We start from the raw sequence: 19,553 nt of genomic DNA on the forward strand, positions 1-19,553 counted from the left end.
CGATCGCCAACTAGCCACTTAAAACCCCTGCATAAATTTTTCCAAATCTATTCTGTTGGTATAAATCAAGCCAATGACTGAAATTATAAGCCAAAAGTTAAATTCCCAAGCGCACGTTGACAAACTCCAAGCTCTTTCACCCGAACGAAAAGCTTTGCTAGCTCAGTTAATTCGCGAGAAAAAGGTAGGTGTAAAACAAGAGCGGCAACCGCAGCGAGCAGTATTTAACCTACCAACGATTACTGCTGCCCCTGACGAACGATTTCAGCCCTTTCCATTGACTGGATTGCAACAAGCTTATTGGGTTGGGCGCAGTGGTGAAGTAGAAATGGGACAGGTTGCCAGCCACAGCTATGTAGAATTGGAAGGCAACTTCGATCTGGAACGCTTGACTCAAGCTTGGCAACGACTAATAGATCGTCATGACATGATGCGGGCGATCGTTCTGCCGGATGGAACTCAACAGGTCTTGGAAAATGTGCCTTCCTATCAGTTTCGGATGCTCGATTTGCGGGGACGGGATGCGGAAACAGTCAACGCTCAGCTAAAAGACGTGCGCGATCGGATGTCGCATCAAATTCTTCCCAGCCATAAGTATCCCTTATTTGATATTCAAGCAACTTTACTAGACGATGGACGGACTCGGATTCACGTTAGTTTGGATGCTTTGATCTTTGATGGCTGGAGTATTGCAATTACTTATAAAGAATGGGCGGCGCTTTACCACAATCCTGAAACTCAACTAGAGTCTTTAGAAATTAGCTTCCGCGATTATGTCTTGGCAGAGCGATCGCTGTCGAATTCCGACGAGTATAGGCGATCGCAAGATTACTGGCGCAAACGAATTGACTCTTTACCTTTGGGACCAGATCTGCCCCTTGCCAAACAGCCGTCTGCTCTCACAAGTGGTAGGTTTGTGCGTCGAGAAGGGGTAGTAGAAGCTTCTATTTGGCAGCGAGTTAAGGCGCGGGCGACTCAATTAGGCATCACCGCACCAGGAATTTTGGCAGCAGCCTACGCCGAAGTTCTGACGTTATGGAATAAAGAACGACATTTCTGTATCAATGTGCCAAGTTTCAATCGCCTGCCACTACACTCGCAGGTGAATCGCTTGATTGGAGAATCTGCCTCATTTACCGTGCTGGAAGTTGACAATACGGGAGATGCTTCCTTTGCCGAGCGATCGCAACGCCTACAGGCGCAACTTTGGAGCGACATAGACCATCGTTTCTTTAACGGGGTCGAAGTCCTGCGGGAACTTGCCGTTGCTCAAAATCGACTCTCTGGTTCGCTGATGCCAGTTGTATTTACTGCAATTCCAGCAGATGAAACCGGACAAAGTACCTATGCTACAGTGCAAGCAGAGGCTCTGGGTGAGGTGGTATTTGCAATTAACCAAACTTCTCAAGTGTGGTTAGACAACCACGTTTTTGAGCATAATGGTGCGCTTTATTGCCACTGGGATACCGTGGAAGAACTTTTTCCTGAAGGACTATCCCAAAATCTCTTAGATGCTTTTATCCAATTGCTCCATCTGCTAGGTACTGATGAAAATCTCTGGCAGCAGAGTTGGTCGGAAGTCATGCGGCGGGTGATGGTGGCAACAGGTCAGCAGTTGGTAGCTGCCGGGGACGAGCAGCCAATGCCGGAAATCTTGCTTCACGAGCTGATTGCGGCTCAAGTGCCTCAGCGTCTAGACCAAGCGGCGGTCGTTACTACTCAGAAAACTCTAACTTACCAAGAATTGTATTCCTTGGCAAACCGTTGGGGGCGGCATTTGCGGAATTTAGGAGCGCAACCAAACCAACCGATCGCAATTGTGATGGAAAAGGGTTGGGAGCAAGTGGTAGCTGCTCTGGGCATATTACACGCTGGTGCTGCTTACCTTCCGATTGATGCCACAGTCGGAAAAGAACGGCTTGACTACCTGCTGGAGAATGGTAAAGCTGAAATCGTCCTGACTCAATCTTGGTTAGACGATCGCCTGGAATGGAGCGATCGCGTGCAGCGCCTCTGCGTCGATCGCGAAAACTTGGAAAATATTGACGATCGCCCCTTAGAACCGATTCAAACACCTGACGATTTAGCGTTTGTACTTTATACATCGGGTTCTACTGGCTTGCCAAAAGGAGTGATGATTCGCCATCGTGGGTTAGTGAATGCGGTTGTCAGCACTCAAAAGCAATTTGAGATTAATTCTGGCGATCGCATTTTAGGATTGACAGCTTTACATCACGATATGTCAATTTTTGACATATTTGGCGTGTTGGGTGCTGGAGGAACCTTAATTATCCCCGATGCCAGCGGACGACGCGACCCGTCCCATTGGTCGGATCTGTGCATGAAGCATCAGATTACGCTCTGGAACTCGGTTCCGGCAATGATGGATATGTTCTTAGAGTATGCAGGCGATGCGCGTGGCGCAAGCTTCGCTTCACGCGCGGATGTCATTCCATCGACATTGCGGCTGGCATTTCTAGGTGGAGATTGGATTCCGTTAACGATTCCCAAACGTCTTGAGGCGCTGGTAGAAGGAGCGAAAGTAGTCAGCGTCGGCGGTCCTACAGAAACAACGCTGTGGAATATTTGGTATCCGATTGAGGAGTTTGACCCGAACTGGAAAAGCATTCCCTACGGACGACCAATTTCCAATACTCGCTACTACATTTTCAACGATGCTTTGGTGGAATGTCCCGCTTGGGTGTCGGGGGAGATGTGCGTTGCTGGCGTGGGAGTTGCCAAAGGTTACTGGCACGATCCAGAGAAAACCAACGCCAAATTTATTTTGCATCCCCGTACTGGCGAACGAATTTATCGAACTGGAGATATGGGACGCTTCCGCCCCGATGGGACGATCGAGTTCATGGGACGGGTCGATTTTCAAGTTAAAATCAACGGTCAGCGGATCGAGCTAGGGGAAATCGAGTCAACTTTACAACAACACGCAGGTGTTAATTCGGCGATCGCGACGACTTACGACCAGAAAGGCAAAAAGCTTTTAGTAGCATACGTCATTCTGGCGAAAGAGTCAGAGCTAAATACTGACGAACTGCGCTTGTTTTTACGCGGTAAGTTACCAGAACATATGGTTCCTGCTGCTTTCGTAATGCTAGAACAGTTTCCTTTGACTCCTAATGGCAAAGTCGATCGCAAAGCGCTACCCGCACCTTTTGCAGCAGATGCTACCCCTGCTAAAAGTACAACTCAAAAGCAGTCTTCAGGGATTCAGGCAAAAGTCAGTCGAATTGTGTGTAAAGTATTGCAGTTAGAAAATGTCGATTTGGACGCGAATTTATTGAGTGTAGGGGCGAATTCGCTCGATATGGTGAGAATTGGCAACCAACTAGAAAAGGAATTTAAGAATCGTCCCCGGATTGATGAATTGTTCCGCTTGCAGTCAATTCAAGCATTAGTTGATTATTACGAGCAGCAAGAAAGTAAATCGGTTTCTAGCAATACAGATGACAGTCTGTTAGGAAATAAGCTACTGTCTTCCTACAGGATTATTCTCGATCCTGTGGAGCGGGAGAAATTTAAGAAATCGCGCCCAGGAGTCCGGCGAGATCTGAAAGAGACACCTGCAATTCAATTAGAAAGACCTGTTGTTGATGAGGAGTTACAGAAAAAATATCGCGATCGCAGCAGTTATCGTAAGTTCTTGTTAAAATCAATTCCATTTGAGAATTTCAGCCTATTTTTAAGCTGTTTATCTCAAATTATCCTAGACGGTCAATCTAAGTTTCTCTATGCCTCCCCTGGCGGTTTGAATCCAACTCAAGTTTACTTGCATGTCAAACCCGGACGCATTGAAAATGTGCCAGCTGGTGTTTACTACTATCATCCAGAGGAACATCAACTCGTTGTTTTGACATCTAATGTCGATATTGACAGAGGAGTCCATATTCCATTCATTAATACACCAATGTTTGATGAATGTGCCTTCTCCATCTTCTTCATTGCCGATTTAGATGCGATTGGACCTGGCTATGGCGAGCGAGGAATTCACTTCGTTACCTTGGAATCGGGAATTATGGCACATCAGCTAGAGGTTTCGGCTCCAAGTTACGGAATTGGGATGTGTCAAGTTGGTAGTATTGCTTTTGAACGGATTCGTCCCTGGTTTAAGCTCAAGGACACCCATATCCTGATTCACTCCACGCTAGGAGGTTATATTGACTCTAGCCGCTCTAGCCGACCCGATCTGAGCAATACTTCGGGACAAACACCGGAGAAAATGGCAGTTGAATTGTTGGAACGAATCGAGTCTCTTTCTCCCAGTGAAGTTAAGGGATTGCTGGAGGCTTATCAACAGCTAGAAGGGAGCAGGGAATAAGGGATTGAGACTTTTCGGTTAAGACTAGATCCCCCCTAACTCCCCTTAAAAAGGGGGGAACAAAGCCCCTTTTTCAAGGGGTTGGGGGATCTCCAAGATCTTTTCGTCGTTAAACGAGATGTATCGAGTAGGGAATGACTTTTCTTTCTATAAATTGCGACTAGGCGATCGCAGAGTCGGCAAACAAGATAAACTAACAAGCGCACTCAATCTGTTAATTTATCCCCATGTTGGCTTCTCCGTTCGCAGTTGAAACTATCGATCGCCAGCAAAATCTGATTGTCACTAGACCCCAGACAGGGTTTTGCTTGCGCGGTCGCATTCGGATTCCTGGCGATAAATCAATTTCCCATCGGGCTTTGATGTTAGGGGCGCTGGCAAATGGGGAAACCCAAATTCAAGGGCTGCTGTTGGGGGAAGACCCCAGGAGTACGGCGAGCTGTTTTCGAGCAATGGGGGCGGAAATTTCAGAACTCAATACAGATTTGGTGCGGGTGAAAGGGATCGGTTTGGGTCAGTTGCAGGAACCAGCAGACGTATTGGATGCAGGAAATTCTGGGACGACGATCCGGTTGATGTTGGGAATTTTAGCTTCTCATCCAGAAAGATTTTTTACAGTGACGGGAGATAGTTCGTTGCGATCGCGTCCCATGTCTCGCGTCGTCAAACCTTTGCAACAAATGGAAGCGCAAATTTGGGGACGTAAGGGTAATTCTCTCGCACCTTTGGCAATTCAAGGGCAAAACCTCAAACCAATCCACTATCAATCTCCCATCGCTTCGGCACAGGTGAAATCGTGTATTCTGCTAGCTGGGTTGATGACTGAGGGAAAAACAACGGTAACAGAACCAGCTTTATCCCGCGACCACAGCGAACGGATGTTGCAAGCTTTTGGGGCGCAATTGAGCGTCGATCCCCAAACCCATAGTGTCACGGTAACCGGACCAGCGCAACTGCAAGGACAGCAGGTAGTCGTTCCTGGTGATATTAGTTCGGCTGCTTTTTGGTTGGTGGCTGGGGCGATCGTCCCAGATTCAGAATTGGTCATTGAAAATGTTGGCGTTAACCCTACGCGCACTGGGATTTTAGCAGCTTTGGAAATGATGGGGGCAGATATTCAACTGGAAAATCAGCGAGTTGTTGCTGGGGAACCAGTCGCCGATCTGCGGGTGCGTTCTGGCGGTTTAAAAGCGTGTACGATCGCAGGTGACTTAATTCCGCGTCTAATTGACGAAATTCCGATTTTAGCAGTAGCAGCAGTGTTTGCTAGCGGTACGACGATAATTCGGGACGCAGCAGAGTTAAGGGTTAAAGAAAGCGATCGCCTTGCAGCTATGGCAACCGAGTTAAATCGTATGGGTGCGAAAGTCACGGAATTACCCGATGGTTTAGAAATTACTGGTGGGACGGCTTTAAAGGGTACGGAGGTAGATAGTTACACCGATCATCGCATTGCTATGAGTTTGGCGATCGCGGCTTTGAATGCCAGCGGTACGACAACTATAAGTCGAGCCGAAGCCGCAGCAATTTCTTATCCAGATTTCATCCCAACTCTGCAACAAGTTTGCCAGTAGCACGAACTACTTTTGCTGTAGGTGGGCAACGCCCACCTGACTATTTTGGTTTATTTCCTACCAACTAAGACTGCTGTTTGATAATTGTAAGCTTCTGTCGTTACCGAATGTATTTTGTAGAGCTTGCTCAGTTTTTTACAGAAATAATCGATGTCGTAAAAAACTTGCGAACCCGTATCGCGACCGATTGTCAGAACAGCCATATCATTTTTAGTTTGATTGTACAAATCTGAAGCTCGGAGTTTTTTAGACAGGAAAATGTTCTGGAAATCAGTATGCAGTAATTTGATAGTTTGATTGTCGTGAATTGTCAGGTAAAGCCTTCCTTTTGGAGAAAGAATTCGCCGAAGTTCTAACAACCAAGCTTCAGTCAAATCGTCAACGTGGGTAAATAGCGAACCAGCATAGATCAAATCGAAATATCGATCTTCAAATGGTAAGTGAGGAATTGTCGTTGTGACTGCAAAATTGAAGAGTGGCTCTAAGTGTTCTTTGCACCAATAAATCATGTCAGCATCAATGTCTACTCCCCAGATCTCGCATGACTGCGCGTATTTTTGCAAATGACGAGTCATTCTACATGCACCGCAACCAAAATCTAAAACGCGATCGCCTGCGGTTAGTGTAAGTCCTGAAGATTTGGCTAATTCCAACATCTTCTGCGTGTCTTCTGCTCCAGACGACAAGTATTCTTCCCTTGTCTTGCCATATCCTAACCAAAATTCTTGTGGAGGTACTGCTAATTCTACGTTATCGGCTTGCCGATCTGTAAGAGATGATTTGGGGATGACGTAAGAAGATACTCCCTTTTTATATGGCTTATATTTGTACAGCGTTGTGAAAAACCCAGCAAATTTGTGTTCTAGAGATCGGAGCCAAAATCTAAGTGAGGTTGGGAGTTTTTTGAGCATTTTGTCTATTGTTGGGCGTGACTAATACTACTGGAAAGCTTCTATTTCTACACACATTTTTTAACATTCGCTATCCATAGCCGTGCATATTAACATTAATTTGTGTCAAAAACAATTGCTAAAAGCAAAATTTTCTTTATTCAATTTTGATGTGTAACTGAAACCATTGACTTTCAAGTTATAGAGCCTTTTTCTGTTATTTGACAAATAACTATTTAGTAATTTTTAGCTTTAGCACTTAATAATGCTTCGAGCAAAAAAACTATGTATAAAAAACAATACCTGAATCCACAAGTCGTCTATCAATAAATAGTTCAAGAGCGATAAATTTGTATTCGATCGTAGATTGAATAATATTTAATTTACTTATTTTATAGAAATGCTTGCAACTGATTTCGCTCTTGTGGTAAACCAAACGATCTGAGCAGATGCGCCATATTACTATTGAACTGCCAAACGCGATCGTACGAGGCGATCGCTTCTATGACAGATTTTTGTACAGATGTATTCTTGTATTCGATCGTGTCTGCTAATTTGTGTCCGTTAAAAGCTAGATATAGTAGCGTTCGTACTAAACTTAAAGCACTATAACCATCTACAGTTTTCAGAGCATTTATTAAGGCTGGAATGACAACATTTCCTGTTGCCCCTAGATAGCATAAGCAAGCGCAAGCATCGCTAATAACATCGCTATTAGCCCAAGGTAATCGAGCATACGCTTCTTTCACAGATATCGGATGTTCGATAATTTCGATCGGTATTGCTATGGCTTCCAGTGGAGTTTTATCTTTTGCTAGCCTTACAAGTGTCATTGCAGCCGCTAAGCGCACGAGATCGCTTTCCTCAGAACTCAGAAATTGCATAAATAGTTCTATGTTTGCTAATTGCGGCGGCTCCAAAAAACCCAGGCTTAATATTAAACTGGCTCTGACTTGAGAGCTTCGTTCTTGCGCTAAACAGTGCTTTAGATAAGGAATAAATTCCGACGCTTGCCGTTGGCAATAAGCGAGGATGTAAGGTGCAGCAATTCTGAGTTTTGAATCATTATGTTTTAGCAAACTCAGATAAACATTTATCCCACTACGAACAGCACGATTAACACGTCTTATCCAGATCATTTCGTGTTGTATTTGCACTTGAAACTCAGGCTTATCTAATTCATCGTTATAAAACAATAAATTTTGATGTTCTTCTAAATAAGAATGACTGCGTGCTAGGTGTGCCAAATAAATTAAAATTTTATCTCTATCTTGTACTGCTTCAGTTTGACTCAGTTCTAGTAAAAATGGTATTGCGTATACTGTAGCTTCAAAAACAGTACCTTGATGATAAATATTACTGTACAATTTAGACAAAGCATCTTGACGAGACGGGGCATCAGCGGAGGCTAAACTTCTGAGCAGCTCGGGTACATCATCAGCCATACCGTAAGCGTGTTCGAGTTCGTGCCAATTAATTACTTCTAAGCCTTCTAGCACAATTTATTCTCCAGCAGAGTAATGGCGCAATATTTACCTCACTGCCATCAAGATTTTATCTAGCCATTTTTGACTACTTCCATCTTTACCACAACCTCAGTTGTAACCGTTTGTCGTTTTTTCAGAAATTAATTTGTTACCGGTAATTCAGACAATTTTGCGAATATGGTTGTATAAAATTTGGGAATTGTCCCTTATTGACAGTGGAAAAGTTTGGCTCGGTAGCCATTGACTTTAGCTCGGCGTTGTGAATCTGGGACACAAATTTGATTATTTCCTTCCTCTAAGTCGTGTCTGGCGCTAGTAAAGTTGACAACCCATAAATCTAGGGGTTTTGGTAGTTCAGCAATTGTTTTGTAAAGAGTTTCTACTGAGCGATTCGAGCTACGGTCGTGCTGAGCTAAAAGAAACAAAGGAGAATTTACTTGAGAACCATACAGATGTTTAAACTGCCAACCCAGTGTCATGAGTTCTCTCACCTGTGCGCGAGTATAGTGAGCTGTAGCGATTAAAATTGGATTTTGCGATCCTTGTTGCATAATTGGTACGAGGCGATCGGGTCTTTCAATCTTTTGATAACCAAAGTTAAAAACGACAGTTAAAGCACCGAGCAAACCGAGTAGCCAAATTAGCACGACTGCAACTTTACCTCTTGTTTGCAGAAACTTGAGTCGTAACTGCTGACGAGGAGTCCAGTTTAACTCTGTATGTTGAACTAATCGATTGCTATCCCAACAAATTGCTAATGCCGCGCTGACGATCGCAATCAAGGCTGGAAAGTAAACAAAGTGATAGCGCGAGGCAATACTCAAATCTGCACCCAAGGCGTAGGTAACAATCGAAAATAGCGCGATCGCTACCAAAACAAATCCACCTACAACTTGAGTTCCACTGCGAGATCGCGATCGCCATAACTGAATTTTCCAACCGCTAATGAGTATGGGCAACGTCCAAAATAGAAAAGCGACGATAATTACACCGCAAACCAGGGCAATTGGTTGACTCACGCCCTCAACGGGTAGCAGCCACAGCATTGAAATCATCCATGCTAAAAACCTCGCCGTGCTTTCTAAAATACTGCCGAAAGGATTACCACGATAAATCCAATCTGTCATTTGGTTATCTGGAATACTTTGCAAGAAAGGCAACCAGATTAAACCCCCTGCTGTGGTTCCAGCTGCAACGGCAATGAGTCGGGAGGTGGTAGGGGCGAGTTTAGCAAGCATATTCACGCTTATGTCAATAAATCTTCGACCGAAACCCGCCCGTACAGTGGATTCGGGGAATTGTGAATTGTGAATTTTGAATTGTTTCCACACCACAGCAAGCAAAACTATTGCCTCGGCACAGAGGGTGAGGGTGAAAAAGTAATGAACGGCGATTCCTAAAGTGTTAGTTCCCACCCAAGTGAAAACTAACCAAATTGGGATTGGTTTTCGGTTCTCTAGACAGCGTGTAGCAACAACTAAGCAAGCTAGAGACGCAATAATAACTAAAATTGCTAAGGTATAGTGGCGCGGTTCTTGGGCTTGGTAGATGCCATAGGGTGAGACTGCCATCATTGCGGCGGCGATTTGTCCTACCAGGCGGGAACGAAAAGCTAGCCAGCACAGACCAAAAATAGCAGGAATTGCAGCCACTCCCAGAATGGCACTGAAGGCTCTTGCTGCCCATAATGAGACTAGTCCCTCATCTGGGGGAAATAGCTGTAACCATAGGTGATTGAGGAGGAAATAGACAGGAGGATGGGTACTCTCTGTCATTAAATTGTGAAAAACATCACCAAAACTGGCAGATGGACGAGGCTGTAGTGGTTGTAGTAGGGTGTCTAGGGCGATCGCTCGATCTAAAGGGACAGTGCGAAAACTATTACCTAAACTAAATACTAAGGTGGCAAATTCATCCGACCAAGGTGGCTTCGCATCCAAATTAATAAATCTAATAATCGTGCCGATCGCAATCCAGCCGAAAAGTGTTAGCCATTGAAGCCAACTTCTCTGGGTAAAATTCACCAACCCTCACACCCCTTACACCAAATAAATTACACCAATAAATTAATCAAGCAGCTATCGCGGTTCATAGTAGCGACAACCCTCACAGGGTCCTTCAGGATTGACCGCACACCTAATATACCCGGAACGAGCATTGTAGCGACAGCTGATGTCACCAACTAGATATCCTACTCCTTCCAAATAGTAGCGATCGCTATGAAGTGGTGTAGCTTCGCTTCTCTGTGTCCTGATGGAGGTAAAGTCGATCGCTTGCCTAAATCTCGCTTGTATTTGCGCCTCTCTTCGGCGCAGTAGCCACAGCGATAGCAATGATGGCATTAGTCCTAAAGCAAGAATCCAGAGTGCTACTCCCACCTGTGCTTTACCTCTTGTCAGCTGTCAGTTGTCAGTTATCAGTTATCGGTGACTAGTGACTGGTGGCTAGTGACTAGAAAGGAGTCCAGCCACTAGCCAGTACGCCGTTAACCAACAACCAACAACCCTCTTACTCCCTAATCTATAACAACCAATTCAGTAGAGGGAATTTTTGCTTGGTTTTTGTCTTTTGTCTCAATGTTTGCGCTAGCTGTTGTGCTTCTCTTTCAGCTTGAAATAAATCGATGACTTTAGTTGTCAAAATGAATTCACTTGTATTGCGGCGCTTGACTTGGGGGACAATGACTGAGCGATACTCGCAAGCACTTCCAGATAGCTGTTGAGTATAGTTTATTTGGTTGGCGATCGCTTTTAATCCAAAGATTGCTGCTTCTAGTTCTGCGGCTAATTGATTAATTTTGTCTGCTTGTGCTGCCAAGTGCTGCCATTCGCGGCGATTGCTGTGAGACAATTCTGATGGGATTTGAGGCTGCAAGGGTGGTATTGCCTGATGTTCTCGCTTTGGGATTGCGATCGCCGTTACACACGATCGATGGCGTTCGGGAGATACTGGTAATGTTACGACTCTAGAACGCCCTAGATGCTGCTGGATGGGAAATTGGACTAAGTTTGATTTGAGTTTTGTCATACTATTTCTCGATTGGAGATCGCCGCTCAAATTTTAACTGCATGTTAGTACAAGCGAACTATATTGACAAGGAAAGAACAGGTTAACTTTTTTAAAAAAAATTCGTTTAGGAGAAAAACCCATGTCAGCTATAGATCGAAATGGGACTCATGCAGCAGTCAAGTCTGCTGAAAGCACCAAAGAGAACAAATCGAAGAAAAAGCTGAACGGTAAGTTATACGAAAAAGAATTGGCACGACTGCAAACAGAGTTGGTGAAATTGCAGTACTGGGTTAAACATCAAGGTTTAAAAGTAGCGCTGATTTTTGAAGGACGTGATGCAGCCGGAAAGGGAGGCGCAATTGGTTGCGTGACGGAATACCTCAATCCGCGTGGTTGTCGTGTGGTGGCTTTGGGTACGCCTTCAGATGTGGAAAAGACGCAGTGGTACTTTCAGCGTTATGTTGCCCATCTACCTGCGGCGGGGGAAATTGTGCTGTTCGATCGCAGTTGGTACAATCGTGCGGGGGTAGAACGGGTGATGGGTTTTTGTACTGAGGCTCAATATCAAGAGTTTATGCAATCTTGCCCTGAATTCGAGCGGATGTTGGTGCGATCGGGGATTATTTTGTTGAAGTACTGGTTTTCTGTCAGCGATGAGGAACAGGAACGCCGTTTTCAAGCGCGGGTAAAAGATCCGGCTAAACGCTGGAAACTCAGTCCGATGGATATTGAAGCCCGCGATCGCTGGGAGGAATATTCTAAAGCTAAGGATGTCATGCTAGCTCATACTAACATTCCAGAGGCTCCTTGGTTTACGGTGGAAGCCGACGATAAAAAACGGGCGCGACTTAACTTAATTCAACACATTTTAAGCAAGATTCCCTATCAAGATATGACTCCAGATGCATTCGATTTACCACCTAGAAAACCTGGAACTGGCTATAATCGTCCACCTCTAAACGAACAGTTTTTCGTTCCCCAGGTTTATTAAATAATTTGTAGTAGCGTCAAGAAGATTTCATAACTTAAATGAGATTGCCATACAAGGTATCTCTTTGACGGTAGGGACGATTGAGGGAAGCGATCGCTGTTTGTAGTGTGTCTACTTCCATGCAAGTACCGCCAACTGCGCCTGCCATTGTGGTAATGTGTTCTTCCATCAGCGTGCCGCCAATATCGTTGCAACCCCATTCTAAAGCTGTTGTTGCGCCTGCGAGTCCGAGTTTGACCCAACTCGGTTGATGGTTGGGAATCCATTTTCCTAGATAAATTCGCGCCACTGCTGTGAGTAGCAAAGCATCTGCTAAAACTGGCTGATCTCTTCCCACCCGCTTTCTTAACGGCTTAGGTGCTTCTTGTCCGACGAAAGGCAGTAAAATAAACTCTGTAATTTTTGTAGGATACTGCCGCTCGATCGCAATTTGTTGAAGCGATCGCAAGTGTTCTAGGTGACGAATTTGCTGTTGGGGTGTTTCAATATGTCCAGATAGCATGGTACTTGTTGTCGGCAAGCCAAGCTTATGTGCCGTACTTACAATTTCTAACCATGTCGCTGTATTAATCTTTTCTGGACAAAGAATTCGCCTAACATCATCATCCAATACTTCTGCTGCTGTTCCTGGCATTGAACCAACACCAGCATCCCGCAAAGCAGCGATAACGGTGGCGTAGCTCAAACCGTCTCCCCTAGCAATAAATTGCACTTCTTGGGGAGAAAAGGCATGTAAATGCAATTGGGGAAATTCAGCTTTAATAGTTTTGACTAAGTGCAAATAGTATGACAGCGATTTGCCATCTATTTTTGCTGTAGGGTGAAGTCCCCCCTGCATACAAATTTCTGTTGCCCCTCTTTGTACGGCATCGGTAGCTTTTTCTAAGATTTGTCCCCATTCCAACCAGTAGGAACCTGCTTCGCCCGCATCGCGACGAAAGGCGCAGAAACTACAGTGTTGTTCGCAAATATTGGTAAAGTTGATATTGCGGTTAATGACATAAGTAACGGTATCGCCCGCTTGTTGATGGCGGAGTTTATCGGCAGTATCGCGGATGAGAGCAATTGCTTCCGGTGCAGTTTGTTGTAATAACTCTACTCCTTCGGCTGGAAAGATATCGTCTCCAGATAAGGCGCGATCGAGAATAGGTTCAATTGTTTTGGTTATCATTCTTTGAAGTAAGTCGTGAGTCGTGAGTCGTGAATCGTGAGTCGCGAAGAGGTTTAAGTAGATTCTTCACTCTTTACTTCTGCCACTCAGATTTTTACAATCATCTTTTTAAACTCATAATTTTATTATCGACAAATTCAATTCCTGGTAAGGATATTTATATATCGCAATTCTCGTTGTGAGGCGCATTTGTAGGGGCGCATAGCCGTGCGCCCCTACAGATCTTGTATTTCATCTCACTCCCGATCCCTCTTCTGTCACTTTAGGCAAATTCAACGAATCTACGTGGTTTTAGCCTACGAAAAATCAAGGTTTCACCCCAGTTTGACAGAAGAGGGATCAACACTATTTCCCACCACCGCTCAATACTGGTATAGTCAGTGACTCGAAAATCTGCCCTTCCCCTGTTCATTTTTCACCTGTTTAAATCCATACTCAATCCAACCGCGAAGGCTATAGCGTTTCCCCAATTGTAACTGCCAAGATTTAGGTAGATTAGTCATCACAAACCAAGTCTCAAGTGGATTTGTAGTTGGGCTGTTTGTTTGACTGATTTTGTAGTAGCGGATTGGATGGGCTTTGCTAAAGACAATTTCGCGCTCTCTAGCAAGTTTCATCTGGTCGATGAGAGAGAGCTTGAACGGATGCACGCGGCTCGGTTGTAATGGACTTTCTGACCTGCTACTACTAGTAGCACACCATGAGGACTACGAATTGCAACCAGACAAGGAAGTTTTAAGCGAAGAAATTCGTGAATCACATCTCCACTTTCTCCATATCAGCTGTCTGCTAGTACTAGCACAAGAGCGGAATTTCCATTCCTCAAGTGCTTGTAAAATTTCCACCGCTAATTGGGGGGCGCGTTTTATATAGCAATCCTATTTGATTCATGAACGTGGAGCAGGCTAGAAGCCTACTTTACAAATCATTTAGAACTGCTATATACATCACCCGGTTGCAGTCGTGAGCGTGGTTTGAATATCTTCAATCGCAATGGGTACGTGATGCGATCTACGACTGCATCAGCGTTGACTGACACGATTCCATTATCAGTTTTACCCAAGTTACCAATGTATTGCTTGGCAACAGAAATCGACGAAGCCAACAGTAGTAACGGCAGGACGTGGCTCAACCATGCTCTAGCAGTGAAAGAGAAAGTTTTACCATCTATTTTACTCCCGCTAAGGTGACAGAAGAAAGATAACAAATTTAAAATTGGTAATCGGTAGTTGGTAATTGGTAGTTGGCGAGAGGTATTTTCATGCATCACTCTCTACTGTCAACTGACCCTTATCTGCATCTAGAGTTGCAGAGATACCAACTGGTAATGCGGCGTTGCAACCATCGTGACCGAAAGGCAAATCTGAAACTATGGGAAGATTTAAATCCCCTAAGCGATCGCATAATACTTCTTCTATGGTCAAACTAGAAATATTTGGCGGTGGTTCGCAACGGCTAAAACGTCCTAAAGCAATACCTTTAACCTTAGTAAATGCACCGCTCAAACGCCATTGTGTCAAAAGGCGATCGATCCGATACGGTGCTTCGGTAACATCTTCTAAGGCAAGAATAACATCATCAAAATTCGGTTGAATCGACGTACCCAGGAGATGAGTCGCAACAGTCAGATTTGCTGGTAGCAGCACGCCCGTCACCACGCCACCACCCCAACCCTTCCCCTGGAGAGGAGATAGGGGACGACCTTCCACCCAATCGAATAATCTTTGTCTAGACCAATCTGGTTCCCCTGCTAGCGTCGTCAGTACAGGCGCGTGAACGCCTGAAATTCCTTCTTTACATAGACTCCAGAGTAAGGCGGTAATGTCGGAAAAACCGATAAGCCATTTGGGAAAGGATGTGGGGGCGCACAGCTGTGCGCCCTTAGCAGCCATCCACGTCCAATCTTCCAGAATTCTCATCCCACCATAGCCACCCCTAGCGCAGAGAATACCGCGACAGTCGGGATCTTGCCACGCATCGAGGAGTTGTTGGCGACGACTCGCATCGGTTCCGGCTAAATATCCAAAACTGTCGCCGATTGTAGGACTAACCTTAACTTGATAACCACGCGATCGCCATATTTCGATCCCCTGTTCAAATGCTGCCATTTCTCGCAAAGCGCCGCTAGGGGCAATTACTTTTAATAAATCTCCTGGTTTTAGTGGCGGTGGCGGTTGGCAAATAGGCATTGCTGCATATAACGAAACTGTAGTTAGCGTAAAATATACCTGGGAGGTATACGATTATGCAAATAGCTAATACAGATTTAATGGGAAGAATTATAACTGCAAAATATCCCTAAACCACGCCTCAAACCGATCGCCTAACGCCTCTAAAGAAAATTCAGCTTCGGCTTGTTGACGACAAGTATAACGATTGATTTCATCTAAACGCGCGATCGCATTTACCAATCCCTCTACACTATCTGGTTCGACTAAAAATCCCGTCTTTCCATCTTGAATAATTTCGGCGGGTCCCCCACGGCGATATGATATGACTGGTACGCCACAAGCTAAGGCTTCAATTGCTACATTGCCGAATGCTTCTACCCAACGGGGAGTCATTAACATTGCCCGACACTGACGCAATTCTTGTTGCATTTTTGTGGTTGAAAGAAACCCTAAATACTCAAAAGGTGCGTTAGCATAAGTCTGGCAAATTTGCTGCCAGTAGTCTTCATCTTGAATTTTTCCCATAACTTTTAAGGGAATTTTAGCAATTTGAGCTGCAGCGATCGCATCTTCTAAGCCTTTTTCAGGAGCAATCCTTGCTAACCAAGCTAATTTGTTTTGAGGATGAGAACAGAACTCATATAAGGATAAATCTATGCCACTACTAAGATAATATATAGACCTATCACTAGTTTCTACAAAAGAAAATGTTGCTCCTTGGGAGGGAGTGTAGAAACCAATCGTCCTTGGAAATTGCTCTGCAACTTGTGCCACAATTTCATCCATCGCAGCATAAATTGAACCCATGCTCACAAAATGGGCAATAGGAGTTTTAAAAAATGGGGTGAGATAAAATGGCAACCAATCGTAAGCAAAATTGACAATTAAATCGTACTCATTCTGTACTTGTCTTGCATATTCACACAGATTCGCCAGCACAGAATTTTCCGGCATAGTAATGGGTGCATTTCTTTCCTGGTTCTGGGCAATAATTTGTAAATTACCAGGAATTTCTACAATTGGCATTGACTCAAGTTTCGACCCTTGAGGGGCAAGAATTTGCAGCGTATGCCCCCGCTTTATCATTTCTTGAGCAATATTGTACAGGCTTAATTCTACTCCACCCCCCAATCCTGTGCCGAGGGGTCCCACGGAAGTAGAGATAAATAATAGTTTCAATGGTAGTTGGTAGTTGGTAGTTGGTCATGAGTGAATAGCGCATGGCAGAGATTGTCTCTACATCCTTCTGACTCCTGACTCCTCAGTTTTAACTTTTGACTTTTAGCTTTTGACTTTCATAACTCTGATTCTTTCATAGGAACAGGTACGGACTTTGCTGTTTCCAAAACTTTTTCCGATTCGGATAGATGTGACTCTTTGGCTGTAGATTTCTGAAACAATTGTTCTAATTTCTCTCGCTGATTGACGAGATAAATACTAACTAAGGTGAGAGAAACGCCCGTCCACTGGATGGGGCTGAGAACTTCGGAGAGAATTAAGCTACCAAATAAGAGGGCAAATACAGGTGTGAGAAAGGTAAGGGCGCTAAGACTGGTAAGGTTACCGCTAGAGGCAAAGTAGAAGAATAACCCATAGGCGATCGCACTACCAAAAATCGTGGCATAACTTAGCGATATCCACCCAGATAAACTAATATCTGCCCATTGCCCAGCCTCTAACCCCGCAGAAAGAGCAAATAAGGGAATTCCACCAATAATCATATGCCATCCCGTTGCTGACACCGGATCGGCGTGACGACAAACATAACGAATAGCTACCGTACCGACAGCCATTGATAGGGCTGCGAGTAACATCAACCATTCGCCGCTGGCGAATAAGGATTGTAGGGGCGGGTTCTGAAATATTTGTTGCAACACTGACATATCTGGTAAACTCGCCCGCACAGGGGTAATACCAGAAAATAGGTTGAGAATTAAATCGTCTGGTAAGCCAATTAAACTAATCCCCAGTACGCCAAACATCAATCCCAGCCATCCCCATAAACCGATTCGTTCGCCAAATAACCAACTCGACATTAAAGCCACAGCTAGAGGCTGGGAGTCAATCATAACCGATCCTAAACCCGCCCCAGTTCTCACTAAACCTTCTGCCAAAAAGCCTTGAAACAGCGATCCATCAATTAAGGCAAATAGACTAATCCACAACCACGCCGCCCATCCTTTAGGCTGAGGTCTACCCATCGCCATTGCTGCACCTAATACTAATATGCCAGCAGGCAACAGTCTGACTCCTGCCATGAATAAAGGTGTTGTATGGGGAATAACGCCTTTCATCGCTACCATTGCTGTTCCCCAGAGGAAAAAGGGTGCGATTAGTAGCACGGAGGCAAAGGGTAATCTTGATTCAGTCAGTTTCAGATGCATGGGATGGCTGACGGCTGGGATGAGAAGATAACATTTCTCCGATCTTAATCGATTATGTATTTTTGTGAAGCGATCGCTATGTACTGTAACAGAAATCTACAGAGAAAAAATGTTCTATGCTTAAAGTCTAAATTGAGTTACGTCTGGTATATAACTGTACATGCTACGGCTGTTTAAAACCCCTTTTCGCAAACAAATTGCACGGCTAGAAATTACTGGGGCGATCGCGAGTGCGACGCGCAAAAGAGTTCTAGAAGCCCTCAAAACTGTAGAAGAAAGACGCTTTCCCGCCTTACTACTCCGCATTGATAGCCCTGGCGGTACGGTAGGAGACTCTCAGGAAATCTATAGTGCTTTAAAACGACTGCGAGAAAAAATCAAAATTGTTGCCAGTTTTGGTAATATCTCTGCTTCTGGCGGTGTCTATATTGGCATGGGAGCCAGTCATATTGTGGCAAACCCAGGTACGATTACGGGTAGTATTGGGGTAATTCTGCGGGGCAACAACCTAGAACGCTTGCTAGATAAAATTGGTGTTTCGTTCAAAACAATCAAATCTGGACCCTATAAAGATATCCTGGCTTTCGATCGCGAATTGACAGAACCAGAACAACATATTTTGCAAGAATTGATCGATACCAGCTATCGGCAATTCGTTCAATCTGTGGCTGAAGGGCGAAATCTGACAGAGGAAGCTGTGAGAAGCTTTGCAGACGGACGCATTTTCACCGGACAGCAAGCTTTAGAGTTAGGCGTTGTGGATCGGTTGGGAACTGAAGAAGATGCCCGTCGTTGGGCAGCAGAATTAGTCGGACTCGATCCAGAAAAAACCAAGTGTTTCACTCTAGAAGAACGCAAACCCCCATTGCAGCGATTACTTTCTAGGGAGTCTACGGTAGCATCTGGTTTATTAACTGGGGTAGATTGGTTAGAGTTTGAGCTATCTACCAGCGGCTTACCTTTGTGGCTATATCGTCCGTAATTGAGATGATTTTGGCTGATTCTAGATCCTAGTGGCTAGCGACTAGTGACTAGATCGGAATAAGAATCTAGCCACCAACCACTAGCCACTCATCAACACAAACAACTATTCGGTTAATTTAATTTAAGGAGGAATTGAGCGTGGAGTGGCGATTAAAAGCAATTCGTGGGGCAACAACCGTTACAGAAAATACGGTGCAGGCAATTGACGAAGCCGTGACAGAAATGTTAGATGAGTTGGAGATGAAGAATCAGCTAGATCCGACTCAAATTGTGAGCGTCACTTTTACTGTCACTCGCGATCTCGATGCCATTTTTCCCGCTGCAATCGCCCGTAAGCGTCCTTTCTGGGACTGTGTAGCCATGCTTGACGTACAGCAGATGCATGTAGAAGGTAGTTTAGAACGTTGCATCCGCTGCTTAATCCACGCAAATCTTCCTGCTAATCAAGTCCAGGTTTGGCATCCTTATTTACGCAAAGCAAAGAGTTTACGCCCCGATTGGAGTTCTCCTCAAAGGCTTGTACAACCAGAATCAGTCCAAACTCATTTAAGGTGAAAAG

The 19,553-nt window shown here is 44.7% G+C and carries 15 protein-coding genes; 5 read left to right on the plus strand and 10 right to left on the minus strand.

Going from position 1 to position 19,553, the window contains the following annotated elements:
- Nucleotides 1-73 precede the first annotated feature (73 nt).
- Entirely contained in the window at nt 74-4,333 is a 4,260-nt protein-coding gene (locus CHRO_RS09495; protein WP_015153984.1) for a non-ribosomal peptide synthetase, read from the plus strand.
- Between the two features lie 227 nt (nt 4,334-4,560).
- The gene (gene aroA / locus CHRO_RS09500; RefSeq protein ID WP_015153985.1) at nt 4,561-5,907 is read left to right on the plus strand and encodes a 3-phosphoshikimate 1-carboxyvinyltransferase; all 1,347 of its coding nucleotides are present in this window, start codon (nt 4,561-4,563) and stop codon (nt 5,905-5,907) included.
- Between the two features lie 50 nt (nt 5,908-5,957).
- On the opposite strand, the gene CHRO_RS09505 is transcribed toward aroA, so the two are convergent.
- From CHRO_RS09505 to CHRO_RS09525, 5 genes are all read right to left on the minus strand, one after another.
- Nucleotides 5,958-6,818 (minus strand): class I SAM-dependent methyltransferase, encoded by an 861-nt coding sequence (locus tag CHRO_RS09505; RefSeq protein WP_015153986.1) that lies wholly within the window; start codon nt 6,816-6,818, stop codon nt 5,958-5,960.
- Between the two features lie 371 nt (nt 6,819-7,189).
- The gene (locus CHRO_RS09510) at nt 7,190-8,296 is read right to left on the minus strand and encodes a HEAT repeat domain-containing protein (protein ID WP_015153987.1); all 1,107 of its coding nucleotides are present in this window, start codon (nt 8,294-8,296) and stop codon (nt 7,190-7,192) included.
- A gap of 194 nt (nt 8,297-8,490) precedes the next feature.
- Nucleotides 8,491-10,308: a glycosyltransferase family 39 protein gene (locus CHRO_RS09515; RefSeq protein WP_015153988.1), complete on the minus strand. Its 1,818-nt coding sequence runs from the start codon at nt 10,306-10,308 to the stop codon at nt 8,491-8,493.
- Nucleotides 10,309-10,362: 54 nt separating this feature from the next.
- Nucleotides 10,363-10,662 (minus strand): DUF6464 family protein, encoded by a 300-nt coding sequence (locus CHRO_RS09520; protein ID WP_015153989.1) that lies wholly within the window; start codon nt 10,660-10,662, stop codon nt 10,363-10,365.
- Between the two features lie 142 nt (nt 10,663-10,804).
- Entirely contained in the window at nt 10,805-11,311 is a 507-nt protein-coding gene (locus CHRO_RS09525; RefSeq protein ID WP_015153990.1) for a hypothetical protein, read from the minus strand.
- Between the two features lie 121 nt (nt 11,312-11,432).
- Between CHRO_RS09525 and ppk2 the strand changes: the two genes are divergently transcribed.
- A complete protein-coding gene (ppk2, locus tag CHRO_RS09530; RefSeq protein WP_015153991.1) occupies nt 11,433-12,284 on the plus strand; it encodes a polyphosphate kinase 2 in 852 nt (283 codons plus the stop codon).
- 34 nt (nt 12,285-12,318) lie between these two features.
- Here the strand turns inward: ppk2 and cofH are convergent, their stop codons facing one another.
- From cofH to CHRO_RS09560, 5 genes are all read right to left on the minus strand, one after another.
- Nucleotides 12,319-13,455, minus strand: a complete 1,137-nt coding sequence (gene cofH, locus CHRO_RS09535) for a 7,8-didemethyl-8-hydroxy-5-deazariboflavin synthase subunit CofH (protein WP_015153992.1) — start codon at nt 13,453-13,455, stop codon at nt 12,319-12,321.
- 925 nt (nt 13,456-14,380) lie between these two features.
- On the minus strand, nt 14,381-14,722 hold the full coding sequence (locus CHRO_RS09545; protein ID WP_041462419.1) for a hypothetical protein: 342 nt from the start codon (nt 14,720-14,722) through the stop codon (nt 14,381-14,383).
- On the minus strand, nt 14,715-15,644 hold the full coding sequence (locus tag CHRO_RS09550) for a S66 peptidase family protein (RefSeq protein ID WP_015153994.1): 930 nt from the start codon (nt 15,642-15,644) through the stop codon (nt 14,715-14,717). Before CHRO_RS09550 ends, CHRO_RS09545 begins: the two co-directional genes overlap by 8 nt.
- 90 nt (nt 15,645-15,734) lie before the next feature.
- Nucleotides 15,735-16,805, minus strand: a complete 1,071-nt coding sequence (locus CHRO_RS09555) for a glycosyltransferase family 4 protein (protein WP_041462420.1) — start codon at nt 16,803-16,805, stop codon at nt 15,735-15,737.
- 116 nt (nt 16,806-16,921) lie between these two features.
- Nucleotides 16,922-18,010 carry a DMT family transporter gene (locus CHRO_RS09560; protein WP_015153996.1) on the minus strand — a complete coding sequence of 363 codons (1,089 nt, stop codon included), beginning with the start codon at nt 18,008-18,010 and terminating at the stop codon, nt 16,922-16,924.
- 160 nt (nt 18,011-18,170) lie between these two features.
- Here CHRO_RS09560 and sppA point away from each other — a divergent pair, with 160 nt between their 5' ends.
- Both sppA and aroH read left to right on the plus strand, forming a co-directional pair.
- Nucleotides 18,171-18,992, plus strand: coding sequence for a signal peptide peptidase SppA (gene sppA / locus CHRO_RS09565; RefSeq protein WP_015153997.1), 822 nt, complete (start codon nt 18,171-18,173; stop codon nt 18,990-18,992).
- A 140-nt stretch (nt 18,993-19,132) separates the two neighbouring features.
- Nucleotides 19,133-19,549, plus strand: coding sequence for a chorismate mutase (aroH, locus tag CHRO_RS09570; protein WP_015153998.1), 417 nt, complete (start codon nt 19,133-19,135; stop codon nt 19,547-19,549).
- The last annotated feature ends 4 nt before the right edge of the window (nt 19,550-19,553 follow it).

The sequence above is a fragment of the Chroococcidiopsis thermalis PCC 7203 genome (assembly GCF_000317125.1).
GTDB classification, from domain to species: domain Bacteria; phylum Cyanobacteriota; class Cyanobacteriia; order Cyanobacteriales; family Chroococcidiopsidaceae; genus Chroococcidiopsis; species Chroococcidiopsis thermalis.

Bases quoted from the DNA above. Each gene is read 5' to 3' on its own strand.
- CHRO_RS09545 (WP_041462419.1), bottom strand. From the start codon at position 14,722: ATGCATGAAAATACCTCTCGCCAACTACCAATTACCAACTACCGATTA.
- ppk2 (WP_015153991.1), top strand. From the start codon at position 11,433: ATGTCAGCTATAGATCGAAATGGGACTCATGCAGCAGTCAAGTCTGCT.
- CHRO_RS09495 (WP_015153984.1), top strand. From the start codon at position 74: ATGACTGAAATTATAAGCCAAAAGTTAAATTCCCAAGCGCACGTTGAC.
- CHRO_RS09560 (WP_015153996.1), bottom strand. From the start codon at position 18,010: ATGCATCTGAAACTGACTGAATCAAGATTACCCTTTGCCTCCGTGCTA.
- sppA (WP_015153997.1), top strand. From the start codon at position 18,171: ATGCTACGGCTGTTTAAAACCCCTTTTCGCAAACAAATTGCACGGCTA.
- aroA (WP_015153985.1), top strand. From the start codon at position 4,561: ATGTTGGCTTCTCCGTTCGCAGTTGAAACTATCGATCGCCAGCAAAAT.
- CHRO_RS09525 (WP_015153990.1), bottom strand. From the start codon at position 11,311: ATGACAAAACTCAAATCAAACTTAGTCCAATTTCCCATCCAGCAGCAT.
- cofH (WP_015153992.1), bottom strand. From the start codon at position 13,455: ATGATAACCAAAACAATTGAACCTATTCTCGATCGCGCCTTATCTGGA.
- CHRO_RS09505 (WP_015153986.1), bottom strand. From the start codon at position 6,818: ATGCTCAAAAAACTCCCAACCTCACTTAGATTTTGGCTCCGATCTCTA.
- CHRO_RS09550 (WP_015153994.1), bottom strand. From the start codon at position 15,644: ATGCCTATTTGCCAACCGCCACCGCCACTAAAACCAGGAGATTTATTA.